17 protein-coding genes are annotated in these 15805 nt (G+C 72.7%); 10 read left to right on the top strand and 7 right to left on the bottom strand.

Annotated elements, in window-relative coordinates; genetic code table 11:
• Position 1 precedes the first annotated feature (1 nt).
• The 4 genes from JQS43_RS00445 to ccsB are packed head-to-tail and all read left to right on the top strand — an operon-like array spanning position 2 to position 4068.
• On the top strand, positions 2–574 hold the full coding sequence (locus tag JQS43_RS00445) for a TlpA family protein disulfide reductase (protein ID WP_239677062.1): 573 nt from the start codon (positions 2–4) through the stop codon (positions 572–574).
• A complete protein-coding gene (locus JQS43_RS00440; RefSeq protein ID WP_239677061.1) occupies positions 567–1457 on the top strand; it encodes a cytochrome c biogenesis CcdA family protein in 891 nt (296 codons plus the stop codon). The genes JQS43_RS00445 and JQS43_RS00440 overlap by 8 nt, the downstream gene beginning before the upstream one ends.
• Positions 1457–3064, top strand: coding sequence for a cytochrome c biogenesis protein ResB (gene resB / locus JQS43_RS00435; RefSeq protein WP_239677060.1), 1608 nt, complete (start codon positions 1457–1459; stop codon positions 3062–3064). The genes JQS43_RS00440 and resB overlap by 1 nt, the downstream gene beginning before the upstream one ends.
• Positions 3064–4068 carry a c-type cytochrome biogenesis protein CcsB gene (gene ccsB, locus JQS43_RS00430; protein ID WP_239677059.1) on the top strand — a complete coding sequence of 335 codons (1005 nt, stop codon included), beginning with the start codon at positions 3064–3066 and terminating at the stop codon, positions 4066–4068. Before resB ends, ccsB begins: the two co-directional genes overlap by 1 nt.
• A 6-nt stretch (positions 4069–4074) precedes the next feature.
• On the opposite strand, the gene JQS43_RS00425 is transcribed toward ccsB, so the two are convergent.
• Positions 4075–5445: an FAD/NAD(P)-dependent oxidoreductase gene (locus JQS43_RS00425; RefSeq protein WP_239677058.1), complete on the bottom strand. Its 1371-nt coding sequence runs from the start codon at positions 5443–5445 to the stop codon at positions 4075–4077.
• Positions 5435–5725, bottom strand: coding sequence for a (2Fe-2S)-binding protein (locus JQS43_RS00420; protein WP_239677057.1), 291 nt, complete (start codon positions 5723–5725; stop codon positions 5435–5437). The genes JQS43_RS00425 and JQS43_RS00420 overlap by 11 nt, the downstream gene beginning before the upstream one ends.
• Before the next feature lie 32 nt (positions 5726–5757).
• Between JQS43_RS00420 and JQS43_RS00415 the strand changes: the two genes are divergently transcribed.
• Positions 5758–6822, top strand: coding sequence for a phosphotransferase enzyme family protein (locus JQS43_RS00415; protein WP_239677056.1), 1065 nt, complete (start codon positions 5758–5760; stop codon positions 6820–6822).
• A 101-nt stretch (positions 6823–6923) separates the two neighbouring features.
• On the opposite strand, the gene JQS43_RS00410 is transcribed toward JQS43_RS00415, so the two are convergent.
• The 3 genes from JQS43_RS00410 to JQS43_RS00400 are packed head-to-tail and all read right to left on the bottom strand — an operon-like array spanning position 6924 to position 9961.
• Positions 6924–8075 (bottom strand): NAD(P)/FAD-dependent oxidoreductase, encoded by a 1152-nt coding sequence (locus JQS43_RS00410; RefSeq protein WP_239677055.1) that lies wholly within the window; start codon positions 8073–8075, stop codon positions 6924–6926.
• Entirely contained in the window at positions 8072–9076 is a 1005-nt protein-coding gene (locus JQS43_RS00405) for a proline racemase family protein (protein WP_239677054.1), read from the bottom strand. The genes JQS43_RS00410 and JQS43_RS00405 overlap by 4 nt, the downstream gene beginning before the upstream one ends.
• 3 nt (positions 9077–9079) lie before the next feature.
• Positions 9080–9961, bottom strand: a complete 882-nt coding sequence (locus tag JQS43_RS00400; RefSeq protein ID WP_239677053.1) for a dihydrodipicolinate synthase family protein — start codon at positions 9959–9961, stop codon at positions 9080–9082.
• A gap of 149 nt (positions 9962–10110) precedes the next feature.
• Here JQS43_RS00400 and JQS43_RS00395 point away from each other — a divergent pair, with 149 nt between their 5' ends.
• Positions 10111–10545 (top strand): hypothetical protein, encoded by a 435-nt coding sequence (locus tag JQS43_RS00395; RefSeq protein WP_239677052.1) that lies wholly within the window; start codon positions 10111–10113, stop codon positions 10543–10545.
• A gap of 75 nt (positions 10546–10620) precedes the next feature.
• On the opposite strand, the gene JQS43_RS00390 is transcribed toward JQS43_RS00395, so the two are convergent.
• Positions 10621–12303 carry a DUF885 domain-containing protein gene (locus tag JQS43_RS00390; protein WP_239677051.1) on the bottom strand — a complete coding sequence of 561 codons (1683 nt, stop codon included), beginning with the start codon at positions 12301–12303 and terminating at the stop codon, positions 10621–10623.
• A gap of 60 nt (positions 12304–12363) precedes the next feature.
• Here JQS43_RS00390 and mobA point away from each other — a divergent pair, with 60 nt between their 5' ends.
• From mobA to JQS43_RS00375, 3 genes are all read left to right on the top strand, one after another.
• Positions 12364–12996: a molybdenum cofactor guanylyltransferase gene (gene mobA / locus JQS43_RS00385; RefSeq protein ID WP_239677050.1), complete on the top strand. Its 633-nt coding sequence runs from the start codon at positions 12364–12366 to the stop codon at positions 12994–12996.
• Positions 12959–13258: a DUF6457 domain-containing protein gene (locus JQS43_RS00380; RefSeq protein ID WP_239677049.1), complete on the top strand. Its 300-nt coding sequence runs from the start codon at positions 12959–12961 to the stop codon at positions 13256–13258. Before mobA ends, JQS43_RS00380 begins: the two co-directional genes overlap by 38 nt.
• 111 nt (positions 13259–13369) lie before the next feature.
• Positions 13370–14395: a T3SS (YopN, CesT) and YbjN peptide-binding chaperone 1 gene (locus JQS43_RS00375; protein ID WP_239677048.1), complete on the top strand. Its 1026-nt coding sequence runs from the start codon at positions 13370–13372 to the stop codon at positions 14393–14395.
• A gap of 55 nt (positions 14396–14450) precedes the next feature.
• Here JQS43_RS00375 and JQS43_RS00370 read toward each other — a convergent pair whose 3' ends face one another.
• Positions 14451–14912 carry an Lrp/AsnC family transcriptional regulator gene (locus JQS43_RS00370; protein WP_239677047.1) on the bottom strand — a complete coding sequence of 154 codons (462 nt, stop codon included), beginning with the start codon at positions 14910–14912 and terminating at the stop codon, positions 14451–14453.
• 75 nt (positions 14913–14987) lie between these two features.
• On the opposite strand from JQS43_RS00370, the gene ddaH reads away from it, so the two are divergent.
• Positions 14988–15800 carry a dimethylargininase gene (ddaH, locus tag JQS43_RS00365; RefSeq protein ID WP_239677046.1) on the top strand — a complete coding sequence of 271 codons (813 nt, stop codon included), beginning with the start codon at positions 14988–14990 and terminating at the stop codon, positions 15798–15800.
• The last annotated feature ends 5 nt before the right edge of the window (positions 15801–15805 follow it).

Raw genomic sequence — 15805 nt, 5'->3', positions numbered from 1 at the left:
CATGCGTCGGCGTACCTGGATCCTGCTGGCAGCGGCCGCCGCGGTGGCGCTGGGAGTGGGGTTCGGCATCGTCTCCTGGGGCGACCGCGACGAGGGCGGCGCCCCGGCGGTGCGGGAGTACCCGCTCGGCGAACGCCCGGCGGCGCCGCCGATCGCCGGGGAGCTGCTCGACGGGGAGCAGTTCGAGGTCGCCTCGTTGCGTGGTGACGTGGTGGTGGTCAACCTGTGGGGGTCCTGGTGCCCGCCGTGTCGGGCCGAGACCGCCGACCTGGAGGAGGTCTACCAGGCGACCCAGGAGCTCGGTGTGAGCTTCGTCGGCGTGAACGTCCGGGACTCCCGGGACCGGGCGATCAGCTTCATGTCCGGCCGGGTCACCTACCCGAGCATCTTCGACCCCCCGTTCGCCAACGGGGTCGGTTTCTCCGACCCGCCTGCCCCGGTCGGCCCGCCCGCGACGCTGATCATCGACCGGGAGGGTGACCTCGCCGCGGTGGTCTACCGGGTTGTCGGCCGGGCGGAGCTGGAGCAGCTGGTCCGCGGCATCGCCGCGGAGGGAGCGCCGGCAGATGGGTGAGACCTTCGCGGAGATCGTCACCTCCGGCCCGGTGCTGCTCGGGGTCGCGGTGGCGGTGATCGCCGGCCTGGTCAGCTTCCTCTCGCCGTGCATCCTGCCGCTGGTGCCCGGCTATCTCGCCTACGTCACCGGCCTCTCCGGCGCCGACGCCGACCGCCCGGCTGACCGCCGCGCCGACGACGATCAGCGCGCCGATCATGAGCGGGTTGACAGAAACGCCGGGCGGGTCGGTGAAGCGGCTCATGATCGGCCGAGTGAGGGCCGGCCTAGGACGGCGACTGTCGAGCGGCGGGCGGGGGCGTTCGCGCGGAACCGGGTGCTGGCGGGCGGGCTGCTCTTCGTGGTCGGATTCGGAGCGGTCTTCGTCACCATGGGGGTGATCGCCGCTTCGGTCGGCCGGCTGCTGCGCGACCATCAGCGGGTGCTGGAGATCGGCGGCGGCGTCCTCATGATCGTCTTCGCGCTGGCGCTGCTCGGCCTGGTGCCGGCGATGCAGCGGGAGGTGCGCAGCCGCTGGCTGCCGGCCGCCGGGGTCGCCGGCGCGCCGATCTTCGGGGCGGTCTTCGCCCTCTCCTGGATCCCCTGCATCGGCCCCACCATCGGGGCGGTGCTCGCACTCGGCACGCTCGGCGGCGACCCCGGCCGGGCCGCGGTGCTCGCGGCCGCGTACAGCCTCGGGTTGGGGCTGCCGTTCATCCTGTTCGGGCTCGGCTTCCGGTGGATGCTCGGCGCCGTGGCGGCGATCCGCCGCCACACCGTCTGGATCACCCGGGCCGGCGCGGTGCTGCTGGCGGTGATCGGGCTCGCGCTGCTCACCGGCGCCTGGGACGAGTTCATCCTGTGGCTGCGCGGCGCCATCGTCGGCTTCGAGGTGATCATCTGATGGCGGCCGAGGTCACCCGCCCCCACCCGCTACTCGCCTGGCTGCGCAACGGCTGGCGCCAGCTCACCAGCATGCGGACCGCGCTGGTGCTGCTCTTCCTGCTCGCGCTCGCGGCGATCCCGGGGTCGATCCTGCCGCAGCGGACGGTCAACATCGACAACGTCAACGCGTACATCCGGGAAAATCCGGAGCTGGCGCCGCTGCTGGACCGGCTGGGGTTCTTCGACGTCTTCGCCTCCCCCTGGTTCTCCGCGATCTACCTGCTGCTCTTCGTGTCGCTGGTGGGGTGCATCGTGCCCCGGCTGTGGCACCACCTGCGCGCGCTGCGGCGGCCGCTGGTGGCCGCACCGAAGCGGCTCGACCGGCTGCCGCAGCACCAGGCCGGGCTGAGCAGCGACGGCGCGCCCGCCGACGTCGCCGACGACCTGCGCCGCACCCTGCGCCGGCGGCGGTGGCGCGCCACGGTACGCCAGCACGACGACGGGTCGGCCACGGTCACCGCCGAAAAGGGATACCTGAAGGAGTCCGGCAACATCCTGATGCACCTGGCCATGGTGGCGGTGCTGATCGGGGTGGCGCTCGGCTCCGCGTACGGCTGGCACGGCAACCGGCTGGTGGTGGCGGGGCCGCTGTCCGAGTCCGGCTTCTGCAACACCCTGTCGCAGTACGACGAGTTCGGGCTCGGCACCCGGGTCGACGGCACCGCGCTGCCCGGGTTCTGCTTCGCGCTCGACGACTTCGAAGCCGAGTTCACCGAGGAGGGCCTGCCCACCTCGTTCCTGGCCCACGCCGAGGTCACCGAGGAGGGCGCGGCGCCGCGGCCGGTGGAGTTCACCGTCAACTCGCCGCTGCGGCTCGACGGCGCCGGGGTCTACCTGCTCGGCCACGGCCAGGCGCTGATCCTGCGCTACACCGACCAGTACGGCGAGTCCCAGACCATCACCTCCCCGTTCCTGCCGATCGACCCGATGGGTACGGCGGAAGGGCTGGTGGTCTTCCCCGACGCCAACGTCGGCCCGGACGGCGAGCGGGACCCGTCGCAGCAGATCGGCTTCGAAGGGCTCTACCTGCCGACCGCGCCGGAGGGCGCGCCGGTGGTGGTCGGCTCGGCCCACCCAGAAGAACGCGACCCACAGGTGATGCTGCTGCCGTACCGCGGCGACCTGGGCCTCGACGACGGGGTGCCGCAGTCGGTGTGGGCGCTCAGCGCCGACCAGCTCGCCAGCGGCGCGCTGACGCAGGCCGGGGACCCCGAGTTCATCGGGCTCGGGGAGACGATGACCCTCGATGACGGCACCACCATCGAGTTCCTCGGCACCGAACGGTGGATCACGGTCTCGGTCCGGTCTGACCCCGGCCACCCGGTGGTGCTGACCGGCGTCGGGCTGCTGATCGCCGGGCTGATCCCGTCGTTGCTGGGCAAGCGGCGGCGGGTCTGGTTCCGGGTCCGCGCGAGTGATGACGATCACGGGCGTAGCCTGGTCGAGGCTGGTGGGCTGCCCCGTTCGGACTACCCCGGTTTCGCCGAGGAGTTCCGGGCGCTGATCGAGGCGGCGCCGTGCCGCGCCGCCGACCCGACCCCGGCGGGCGCCGGAAGGAGTAGGTAATGGCCACACTCTCCGATGACCTGTGGCTGGTCACGATCGTCGCCTACCTGGTCGCGATGCTCGCCTACGCGGCGGAGTACGCGTTCGTGAACCGTCCGACCCGGGCCGGCTCCGCCTCGCTGCGCCAGATCTTCTCGATGCGGCAGGCCCCGGAGCTGGCCGGCGTGTCGGTCGGCGCGGCCGGCGCGCCGCCGCCGGACCCCGGCCTGCCCACTGGCCCGCCCGCCGAGGATGAGTCACCGACCGGGTGGCGGGCGCTCGGCCGGTTCAGCTGGGTGGCGCTCGGCCTCCTGGTGGTGGCCGCGCTCGCGCACCTGGCCACCACCGTCACCCGCGGGCTCGCCGCCGAGCGGTTGCCGTTCGCCAACATGTACGAGTACGCGCTCAGCGCCACCCTGATCGCGGTGGTCGCCTGGTTCGTGATCCTCTTCCGGCACCCGGGCATCCGGCACCTGAGTCTCTACCTCGCGCTCGTCAACGTGCTGCTGATCGGCGCCGCCGGGGTGATCGCCTACACCCCGGTCGAGCCGTTGATGCCGGCGCTGGACTCGCACTGGTTCGCCATCCACATCGCGGCGGCCGCGTTCGCCTCGGCCGCCTTCCTGATCGGCTTCGTGACGACGCTGATGTATCTGCTCCGCCGCGGGTACGAGAACGGCCGGCGCGGCTTCCCGTTCACGCTCGCCGCCCGGATCCCCACGGCCGCGACGGTGGAGCGGCTCAGCTTCGGGATGCACGCCTTCGGCTTCCCGATCTGGACCTTCGCGGTGGCGGCCGGGGCGATCTGGGCCGAGGCGTCCTGGGGCCGCTACTGGGGCTGGGACCCCAAAGAGACCTGGGCGTTCATCACCTGGGTGATCTACGCCGCGTACCTGCACGGCCGGGCCACCCCGAGCGTCAAGCGGACGGTCGTCGCCGGGCTGGCGATCCTCGGCTTCCTCACCCTGATGATGAACCTGTTCGGCGTGAACCTCGGCTTCGAGAGTCTCCACTCGTACGCCTGAGCCGGTTCACTCCGGCGCAGCCAGCTCCCCCAGTTGCACCGGGTGGGCGATCGGCCGCCGGGCGAAGGTCACCAGGTCGGCGGCGCTCAACGCTCGCCCCGACAGGTCGGCGGTGAGCGCCGCGGTCGGGTAACCGCAGACCCGACCCTGGCACCACCCCATGCCGGGCCGGCACAGCCCCTTCACCGCGCGGGCATCGGTGGCGCCGAGGCTGGTAACCGCCGCCCGCACCGCCGACACCGGAACCTCCTCGCAACGGCACAGCAACGTCTCGTCGGCCAGCCAGGAAAGCCACCCCGCTGGCGGGGCGTGCACCCGGTGCATCAACGCCGCGAACCGGCGGTGCGCCGACCGGGCAGCCAGCAGCCGGTCCAGCTCCGGCTCGGGCATCGGCGCCGGCCGGCCGGCCGCGATCGCCGCCACCGCCCCGATCAGCCGGCCCTCCACCAGCGCCAACTCGGCCCCGCCGACTCCGGTCACCTCGCCCGCCGCGTACACCCCGGGCACTGTGGTGCGGCCGGCGATGTCCACCGTCAACACCAGACTGCCGTCCACATCGAGCTGCGTCGCGCAGCCCAGCGCCAGCGGCAGCTCCAGCTGCGGGGTGAAGCCGTAGCCGACCGCCACCGCGTCACACTCGACCGGCCGCCGGCTGCCCTCGACCGGCCGGCCCCGCCGGTCCAGCCGGGCCACCGCCACACTGGCGACCGCGCCCGAGCCGTACGCGGCGACCACCGCGTGCCGGGTCCGGTACGGCACCCGATGCCGGGCCAGCGTGGCCGCGTACCCGGCAGCTTCGGCAAGCTTGCCGGCGGCGAGCGCACCCGGGCGCCGGGCGTACCGCAGCGGCGCCCCGGCCTCGTACACCCCGGCCACCTGGACCCCGGCACTGAGCAGGCCGGCGGCGACCGGCAGCAGGAACGGGCCGGCGCCGGCGACCACCACCCGGGAGCCGACCGCCACCCCGGAACCTTTCAGCAACGCCTGCGCCGCCCCGGGCGTCACCACACCGGGCAGCTCCCAGCCCGGAAACGGCAACGACCGGTCGTACGCGCCGGTGGCGATCACAACCCGGGCGGCGGTGACCGGCGGGCCGCCCTCCTGCTGCAGCGTAAAACCATCCGGATCGGACTCCACGAACCACACCGCAGCGCCGGGCCGGTACTCGACCTGCCAGCTGAGCAGGCTCGCGCGCAGCGCCGAGAAGGTGTCCCAGGACCGGTGCCCGTGACCGGAGTCGTCCTGGTGGCGCCAGTACTGCCCGCCCAGGCGCGGCGCCGAATCGAGCAACGCCACCCGGCACCCCGCGCGGGCCGCGGTGACGGCGGCGGCGAGCCCGGCCGGCCCGCCGCCCACGACCGCGAGGTCATACCGCATCGCCCACCCCCTGCTGGGTAGCGACCCGTAGCTGCGGCCGGGCCGGGACCAGGCACGCCCGCTGGTTGGCCACGCCGTCGATAGTGACCAGGCAGTCGTAGCAGACCCCGATGCCGCAGAACAGGCCACGCGGCGCGCCCTCGACCCGGCTGGTCCGCCAGCTACGCACACCGGCCGCCCACAACGCCGCCGCGACGGTCTGCCCGGGGGTCGCCGGCACCGGCTCACCATCGAACCAGATCGAGAACGACGGCTCGCCGGGCTGACGGGTCCTACTCACCTGTCGACGGTAACCCGCCCTATCGTGGTCCGGTGACCGCCATCCGGACCGGAGCACCCGCTCCCAGCGTCGAGCAGCTGGTCACCGCCGTCGCTGACACGGTCCGGGATAGTTACGACCTCCGACCATCGGACGTCCGCCACCTGCCGACGGGCACATCGACTGTCAACTTTCTCGTCACTGAGAGCTCCGGTGGCCGCTGGTTCGCCAAGCTCTACCGCGACCGGGCCGCCCTGCCACGGGAGCGGGACGCCATCACCCTGGCGGAGTACGCCCGGGCGGGCCACGTGCCGGTGCCGGCCGTCCGCCGTACCTGCGGGGGCGAGCTCGTCAACGATGCCGGGCGGCTACTGATGTCGTTGTGGGAGTACGTCGCCGACGCCGAGACCGCCGAAGCCGGCCTCGCCGGCGGCCGCTGGTCCGCGGTCGGCACCGTGCTCGGCAGGCTTCACCGGCGGCTTGCGGAGCACCCGGCAGCCACGCCTGCCCTGCGGCCCGCATCCCGCGTGCGCAACCTAGCTCGCAGCCGTATCCACTTCGACCGGCTGATCAACGAGTACGGTCGCCGGGGCGCCCTCGACCCGTTCGAGGCTTGGGCGTTGGACGCAGCCAGGCAGCGGCGGGCCCTATTGGACCGCGTCGCCGCCATCCTGGCGCGCCTACCCATGCTGACCGGGCAGGTCGTGCATGGTGATCTCGCCGCTCCGAACCTGATGCTGCGCGGCGACGAGGTCGCGGCGGTCATCGACTTCCTGCCGCCGACGCCACGGTACGTGTCATGGGAGATCGCCCGGATCGGCTGCGACCCGCGGACCATCCTGCTCGGCGACGAGTGGATCACCGGACTCCCCGACCTCCTCGCCGCCTACCGGGAGGAGCACCCCGCCGCCCGGCTCGACGACCTCCTCGCCACCGTCGCCGTCGGCTGCGCCTACACGCTCGCGTCGAGCTACCCGCTCGCGGAACCCCTGGACAACCCGGGGGCGGTCGACGCCTCCCTGCAGGCGTACGGGCGGGCCCGGCATCAGGCCGCGCTGCTGCTGCTGGAGCGGCTCGATGAGGCCGAGGAGGTGCTGCGAAGCTCCACCGTCCTTTGATCAAGGTGACTGGGTGGCTGCTATAGCAGCCACCCAGTCACCTTGATCACGGGCTGAGGTGCGGGTGACGGCGGGCGCGGCGCGGGTGGGCGGCGGGCGGGTCAGGTGAAGCGAGCGGGGGCGAACGGGGTCGGGTCGATCGGCGGGTCGGCGCCGGTGAGCTGGGCGGCGATCAGCTCGCCGGTGGCGGGGGCCAGGCCGATCCCGGCGCCCTCGTGACCGGTGGCGTGCCACAGGCCCGCCACCGTCGGGTCCGGACCGATCATCGGCAGGTGGTCCGGCGAGTAGGGCCGCCAGCCCCGGTACGCCCGCAGCACCCGCACCCGGGTCAGGAACGGGAAGAGCGCCGCCGCCTGGCGGGCCAGCCGGCGCAGCACCGGCAGCGGCACGCCGGCCCCGGTCCAGGTCCGTTCCCGGCTGGCCCCGATCAGGACGGTGCCGGCCCGGGTCGCCTCGACCACCGCCGAGCTCTGCAGACCCGCTTCGTCGCTGGCGACGTCGCCGACGTACTCCGCCGCGTAGACCTTACGGCGGATCGGTGGCGGCTGGCCCGGAGCGGCGAGCGCCTCGGTGACCAGGATGAAGCCGCGGCGCGGGCTGACCGGCAGTCGGGTGTCGACGGTGGCGGCGACCTCCGCGGCCGAAACCCCGGCGGCGTTCACCACCGCCGTGGCGGGGATCCGCCGGCCGCCGTCGAGCCGGACCCCGGTGACGCCGGCCGGGCCGGTCTCCACAGTCTGCACCCGGGCGCCGAAGTGCAGGTCGGTGCCGCTGGCGGCGAGCAGTCGGGCGGTGGCGTAGACCGGCTGCACCTGGGCATCCTGCGGATAGTAGGCGCCACCGGACAGGCCCGGGCCCAGCCGGGGCTCATAGTCCGGCAGCTGCGCCGGGGTCAGCTCCACCGCGGTCACCCCGGCGCGCCGCTGGGTCTCGACCAGCGCACCGAGCCGGTCGAGGGTGGCTGGGTCGGCGGCGACCATCAGCCCACCCTTGGGCTCCAGTTCGATCGTCTCCGGGCCGAGCGCGGCGCCGACCTCCTCCCACAGGTCGCGGGAGCGCAGCGCCAGCGTCAGCTCCGGGCCGGGCGACTTGTCGGAGAGCAGCAGGTTGCCCTCCCCGGCGGAGCTGGTCCCGGCCGCGACCGAGACCGCCTCCAGCACCGTCACCCGGGCACCCGCACGGGAAAGATAGTAGGCGCAGGCGGCCCCGATGATGCCGGCGCCGACGACCACCACGTCGGGGTGGCCGGTCACAGCGTAAACCCCGCCGGGAAGGGATCTTCCGGGTCGAGCAGGTACTGGGCGGTGCCGGTGAGCCAGGCTCGACCGGTCACCTCCGGCACTACCGCGGCCACACCGGCCACTGTGGTCTCCTCGACCAGCCGGCCGACGAAGTGGGTGCCGATTATCGACTCGTTCCGGAACTCCGCGCCGATCGCCAGCTCGCCGCGGCCCCACAGCTGCGCCATCCGGGCCGAGGTGCCGGTGCCGCAGGGGGACCGGTCGAACCAGCCCGGCTCGATCACCATCGCGTGCCGGGAATGGCGGGCGTCGGAGCCGGGCGCGGCGAGGTAGACGCCGTGGCAGGGCAGGCCGGGCGGGGCGGCGGGGTGGTGCGGCGAGTCTTCCCGGTCGACCGCCGCCATGATCGCCTGCCCGGCGGCGAGCAGCCGGGGCCGGTCGGCCGGTGTGACCGGCAGCCCCAACTCGGCCAACTCCACAATGGCGTAGAAGTTGCCGCCGTACGCCAGGTCGTAGCGGACCTCGCCGAGGTCGGGCACGGTCACGGTGGCGTCCCGCCGCACCGGGTAGGCGGCGACATTGCGGATGGTCACGCCGGTGGCGGCGCCGTCGTCGCGGACCGCCACCTCGGCGGTGACCAGCCCGGCCGGGGTGTCGAGCCGGACCGTGGTGGTCGGCGAGGTCACCGGCACCATGCCGGTCTCCACCAGCACCGTGGCGACGCCGATCGTGCCGTGACCGCACATCGGCAGGAACCCCGACACCTCGATGAAGAGCACGCCGTAGTCGGCGTCGGGGCGGGTCGGCGGCTGCAACACCGCCCCGGACATCGCCGCGTGACCGCGCGGTTCGCACATCAGCAGGGTCCGCAGCTGGTCAAGCTCCGCGATGGCGTACCCGCGGCGGTCGGCCATGGTGGCCCCCGGCAGCGCCCCCACGCCTCCGGTGATCACCCGGGTGGGCATCCCCTCGGTGTGGGAGTCGACCGCGTGGAAGACGTGCCGGGAACGCACCGGTCAATCCTTTCGCGCGTACGCGACCGCGCGGCGTACCTCGGCCGCCGCAGCCGCCGACAGTGGCGAACGGGGTGGCCGGCAGCCACCGCCGAACCGGTCGACCTCGTCCATCGCCAGCTTGATCGCCTGCACGAACTCGGTGCGGGAGTCCCAGCGCAGCAGCGGATGCAGGCGCCGGTAGCCGGGTAGGGCAGTGGTCAGATCCCCGGCGCGCGCGGCCCGCCACAGCTCCCCGCACGGCTCCGGCAGGGCGTTGGGGATGCCGGCGATCCAGCCGACCGCCCCGGCCAGCGCCAGCTCCAGCACGACATCGTCGGAGCCGACGATCAGATCCAGCCCGGGCGCGCGTTCGGCCAACTCGTAGCCGCGGCGAACGTCACCGGAGAACTCCTTGACCGCCACGATCAGGCCGGCATCATAGAGCTGGCCGAGCAACTCCGGCGTGAGGTCCACTTTGGTGTCAATGGGGTTGTTGTAGGCCACCACCGGCAGCCCCACCGCGGCGACCGCCGCGAAGTGCGCCCGCACCGTCGACGGGTCGGCCCGGTACGCGTTCGGGGGCAGCGCCATCACCGCCGGGCAGCCCAGCTCGGCGGCGAACTCGGCCCAGCTCGCCGCCTCCCGGGCACCGTACGCGGAGACGCCGGGCACCACCGCGAAGCCGGGTGGCGCGGCGGCGACCGCGGTCCGCAGCACCTCGGCGCGTTCGGCCTCGGAGAGGACTTGATACTCCCCCAGCGAGCCGTTCGGGACCACGCCGTCGCAGCCGGCCTCGGCCAGCCAGCGGACGTGCGCGGCGTAGCCGTCGTAGTCGACCCGATCGTCGTCGGCGAATGGCAGGGCGGTGGCGACCAGCAGTCCGTGCCAGGCAGGGTTGCTCACCCCTGCACGGTAACCGGGTGCGGCCGGGCGGGCCAGGGGCCGCTGAGCCACCCGACCCAGCGAAACACCCTCAAAGCTGACATATCTGTCATAGCATCGCGGAGAGACGGCGCCGCGCAGCGGCACAGCACACGGAGGTGGCCACGGTGATGAACAGCCGCAGGCGCGGTTACGACCTGCAAGAGATGTGGGCGGCCAATGTGGCCCCCTGGATGATGGCGGCCCGCCACGGGGCCGGCCACATGCGGCACACCGCCGCCCGGGAACGGATGCGGGCCCGCGGCCGGATGCGTGCCCACTCGATGCGGCAACGGCGCCGCCGCTGGTTGCTGATCGCTGGCGCGGGGATAGTGATGGTCGGCATCGCCGGCGCGGCGGCAGCGATGCAGGCGCAGCAGCGGCGGAGCGCGGATGAGCAGTACCCGCAGGGTCGATTCGCACCGGCCGGGGCCGGCCCCGGCCGGCCGGGCGAACACCGGCCACCGGCGCACCATCAGTCGCAGGCACAGCAGGAGCAGGCCCAGCAGCAGCCGGCGGCGCCCACCTCGGGGACGGCCGCGAGCCGGCGCGGCACTCCGCAGTAGATGCTCCGGCCCCATGGCGCCGGTCTCCACCACCGGACCGGCGCCATGGGATGCCGGGAGGTCACCGGCTCCGGCTCAGATCCGCGCGAGAGCTGCCCGCAACGGATCCAGCCCCAGCCCGCCCAGATCCAGGGCTGTGCGGTGGAACGCCTTAAGGTCGAACGCGTCCCCGTGCCGAGCCCTGGCGTCCTCCCGAGCCTGCAACCAGATCCGTTCGCCCACCTTGTAGGAGGGCGCCTGGCCGGGCCAGCCGAGGTAGCGGTTGAGCTCGAAGCGGAGGTTTTCGTCCGGCACCCGGCAGTGCCCCCGCATGAACTCCCAACCCAACTCCGGGGTCCACCGCTCGCCCGGGTGGAAGCCGAACGGGTTGCCGACCGGAATCTCCAACTCCAGATGCATGCCGATGTCGACGATCACCCGGGCCGCGCGCATCGCCTGGGCGTCGAGCATGCCCAACCGGTCGCCCGGGTCAGCGAGGTAGCCCAGCTCGTCCATCAGCCGCTCCGCGTAGAGCGCCCACCCTTCGGCGTGCCCGGAGGTACGCGCGATCAGCCGCTGCCACCGGTTGAGGTGCCCGGAGCGGTAGCTGGTCTGGGCGATCTGCAGATGGTGGCCGGGCACGCCCTCGTGGTAGACCGTGGTCACCTCCCGCCAGGTGGAGAAGGTGTCCACTCCAGAAGGAACCGCCCACCACATCCGACCCGGGCGGCTGAAATCCTCGCTGGGGCCGGTGTAATAGATCGCACCGTCGCTAGTCGGGGCGATGCAGCACTCGATCTGTCGGACCGGCTCCGGGATGTCGAAGTGGGTGTCCATCAGCTCGGCGACGGTCCGGTCGGCGAGGTGCTGCATCCACTCCCGGAACTCCTCCTTGCCGGCGATGGTGCGGGACGGGTCGGCGTCCAGCACCGCCACCGCGTCGTCTACCTGGGCGCCGGCCCCGGCGATCTGCTCGGCCAGCCCCACCATCTCAAGCTCCAGCCGGTGCAGCTCGTTGAAGCCCCAGGCGTAGGTCTCCTCCAGGTCGATGGTGGCGCCGAGGAAGTAACGCGAGGCGAGCTGGTAACGCTCTCGGCCCACCGCCTGCTTGGCACCGCCCAACGGGGCCAGCTCGGCCCGCAGGAACTGCCCGAACTCGGTGGTGGCCTGGCGCGCGTCCTCGGCTCCCCGCCACAACTGCGCGGTGAGCGAGTCGGGCAGCTCGGCGGCGGCGGCCACCCGGCGGACCAACCCTGGCCAGAAGTCGTCCCCGGCCGGGTCGGTCCAGCTGTCGCACTGCTTGGCCACCTCCAGGATCTGCCGCTGCGCGGCGACGTGACCCTGCTCCGCAGAGGTCCACAGAGTACGCTGGAAGTCACGCAACGCCGCTGGCACCGAAGCCAGCCGGGCGGCGATGTTGCTCGCCGCCGCTTCGCCAACGACCGGCATCAGATCGAAGACCATCCGGGTGTCATGCAGCCCGCTGGTGAGCACATTGAGCTCGCTGGTGGTCTCACCCGCGTCGTAATGGGCGACGCTCAGCTCCAGCCGCTCCAGCATCGCTTCCTGCGCCACCCGTTCCGGTTCGTCCTGCGGCGACAACCCGGTCAGCTCCCGCAACGTCCGGCGGTCGTGGTCGGCCCGCGCGGCGTACCCGTCAAGGCTAAGGTCGGTGAGCCGGTCGTCATAGCCAGCAATGCCGATGAACGTGGCGGACGTGGGGTCGAGCGCCGCCAACTCATCGACGTACCGGTCAGCCAGGTCGTGAATCTGTCCCATCCGGTGACCGTACCCGAATCGGGCGTTCCGAGCAGGCACCGAACGGCCTAGGATCGCACTATGCCGGCGCGGACCCAGGCCTACGCGGCGATCGTGCTGGCCGGCGGCGCCGGCCAGCGGTTCGGTGGCCCAGCAAAACCGATGGCGCCGGTGGCGGGTACGCCGATGTTGGCCCGGGTGCTGGGCGCGGTAGCCGACGCCGACCCGTTGATCGTGGTAGGTCCGGCCGGACTGCCGGCCCCACCGGACACTGTGTTCGTTCACGAGCGGCCGGCGGGCGGCGGACCGGCCGCGGCCACCGCCGCGGGCCTGGCCGAGCTGCCCGCCGACGCCGGCTTCGTCGCGCTGCTCGCGGCGGATCTGCCGCTGCTCACCCGCGCGGCGGTCGACCGACTTCGGCGCGCCACCACCGATGCGTACGACGGGGCGGTCTACGTCGACGACGGTGGCCAGCGGCAGTGGCTCTGCGGACTCTGGCGGGTGACCGCGCTGCGGGCGGCCCGGTCCGCGCTGCCGGAAAAGCTGACCGGCACGCCGTTGCGGCGACTCCTCGCGCCGCTGCGGGTCGCCGAGGTCACCGCCCCCGGGCACGAACCCCCACCGTGGTGGGACTGCGACACTGAGGCTGACCGGAGACGAGCGGAGGAGTTGGCGAATGTCGAACCCGCGGACGGAGCCGGGCCAGCCGGCTGAACCGGACCCGTTGGCCGAATGGATGGACGCGGCCAGCCAGGCGCTGGGGCTGACCGCCGACTCTCCCGACGCCCAACAGCGGCGGCTACTGCTGGCGGTGGCCCGGGATGTGGCGCACGCGGTGGCCCGCCCGGCCGCGCCGCTGTCGACTTTTCTGCTGGGGGTCGCGGTGGGGCGGGGGGCCGACCCGGAGCAGGCCGCCGCCGCCCTCGCCGGGCTGGCCCGGGACTGGCCAGACCAGCCGGCCCCGGACGAAGAGTGACTCCTGCGAGGCTGGTAGCCAAATGTCTGGTTTGTGAGTCAGATTCCCGCCGCTCCCGGCAGCAACCGCACCCGCAGGGGTTACTGTGAGCGCGAGGACCAAGGGGGAGCGATGTTGCTAGAAGCCAATCCAGACACCGCGGACCTTCGGGAGAAAGTTTCGCGCGCATGGCAGGAATTCGCCCGGGCACTCGCCGACGTGCTGGCAGAGCTGCCCGCTGACGCGTACCTCGACCTCACCCTCGACCCGACCGCCTCCGGCACCGGCGACGCCAGTTACACCGTCAGCGTCACGGTCGCCGACGACGGCAGCCTCGCGGCGCGGGCGGTCGGCAACGGATCGCTGCCCGAGAGCTTCCGGCTGAACCGCGCCGCCATCGCCGATCTGGTTGCGCTCGGCTGGTCCCCACCCGGGGTGGAGCCGGGCTCGGGCGACCAGTTCGGCATCACCACCCCGATCGCCGAGGCGCCCCGGCTGGCCACTGTGCTCTGCCGCACCATGCGGGACATCTACGGCGCCCCGCACCCGGCCTTCCTGGTCTACTGGAGCCACGACGCGGCGCAGCAGCCGCTCAGCATCGCCCCGCTGGGCAGCGCCCGCGCGGCCTTGTTTCCGGGGGCGCCGCCGACCAACCCGGCGACCGCGCCAATTCCGGACGGGCCGGAGCTGCACGACGCCATGCTCCTGCGCGAGCAGGTCCACGAGGTGGTGGCGGCGATGCAACGCACCACCCCGGACCAGCTGATCGCCGATGGCGACGGCGACATCGGTATCCGTGCCGGCACCGCCATGGTCTTCGTCAAGGTCCGGGACAACCCACCGCTGGTCGATGTCTTCTCGCCCATCCTGACCGAGATCAAACCTTCCGAGCAGCTCTACGGCCGGCTCTCCGAACTCACCAACCGGATGCCGGTCGGCCGGCTGTACTGCGCCAACGAGACGGTCTGGGCGTCGGTGCCGGTCTTTGGTCGCAACTTCCAGCCGAGCCATCTGGTGCTGGCGGTGCAGGTGATGACCGGCCTCGCCGACGAGCTCGACGACCGGTTGCAGGGCGAGTTCGGTGGCCGGCGATTCTTCGCCGAGGACGATCACCCGACCCGCGACAGCGAGCACTTCAGCACCGGTATGTACCTCTAGGTCTTGCCCCGGCCATCGGCCGCACTCGGCTCGGTGGGCCGATTGCGCTGTGCCCCTATTGGTTCCCGCCGAAGGGGGCCGCCGCCGGGTCGGCCGTGGCCAGCCGGGAGAGCACGATCGTGCTCCGGCTGGAGGAGATGAACGGTTCGGCGCGGAGCCGCTCCAGCGCCCGTTCCAGGTGCCCGATGTCCGCCGCTCGCAGATGGACCAGGGCGTCCGCCTCGCCGGAGACGGTGTACGCCGCGACCACCTCCGGGTGCCGGGCGGCGGCCTGGGCGATCTGCCCCGGGGAGGTCCGGCCGACGCAGAACAGTTCGACGAACGCCTCGGTCGACCAACCGACCGCCTCCGGGTCGACCACCGCGGTGAAGCCCTTCAGCACACCGGTCGCCCGGAGCCGGTCGACCCGCCGTTTCACCGCTGGCGCCGAGAGGGAAACCTCGGCGCCGATCTCCGCGTAGGAGGCGCGACCATCGGCCAACAACGACGCAACGATTCGCTTGTCTAGCTCATCCATGGCGCAGCATCCTGCCTCCGTAACGCAATGCTTGGCGCTGTTTCCATTGTCAACGAGTATCTACGCTTGGTATTCATGACGCACCCCCGCAGCCGGGCCTACCTCCTCTGCCCGCCCACGTACTTCGAGGTGAACTACCGCATCAATCCGTGGATGGACCCGACCACGCCGGTCGACACCGAGCTGGCGGGTAAGCAGTGGCAGCGGCTTCGGGAGACGCTCGCCGAACTCGGCCACACCATCCACGAGCTGCCCCCGGCGCCGGACCTGCCGGACATGGTCTACGCCGCCAACGGCGGGTTCGTGCTGGACGGCATCGCGTACGGGGCGAGGTTCCGGCACCCGCAGCGCGCCGCCGAGGCCGACCACCATCTGCGCTGGTACGAGCAGCAGGGGTGGCGCACTCACCAGCCGGCCGAGGTGAACGAGGGCGAGGGCGACTTCGCCTGGACCGGTGAGGTGATCCTCGCCGGGTACGGGTTCCGTACCGACCCGGCCGCTCACCGCGAGGTCCAGGAGGTCTTCGGGCGCCCGGTGCTCTCGCTGCAGCTGGTGGACCCCCGTTTCTACCACCTCGACACGGCGCTGGCGGTGCTTCGCGAGGGCGACGCCGCGCAGCTGGCGTACTATCCGGGCGCCTTCTCCCCCGGCTCGCAGCGGGTCCTGCACCGGTTGTTCCCGAACGCGGTCGTCGCCGACGAGGTCGACGCCGCCGCGTTCGGGCTCAATCTGGTCAGCGACGGCGAGCGGGTGGTGCTCAACGCCGAGGCCAGCGGGATGGCCGCGAAGTTGGCCGCCGCCGGATACCAACCAATGCCGGTCGAACTCTCGGAGCTCAAGAAGGGCGGCGGCAGCGTCAAGTGCTGCATCCTGGAGCTGCGTCGCTGACCTCG

Source organism: Natronosporangium hydrolyticum (genome assembly GCF_016925615.1).
Taxonomy (GTDB): Bacteria; Actinomycetota; Actinomycetes; order Mycobacteriales; family Micromonosporaceae; genus Natronosporangium; species Natronosporangium hydrolyticum.
This window is presented reverse-complemented; position numbering and strand designations above follow the sequence as displayed.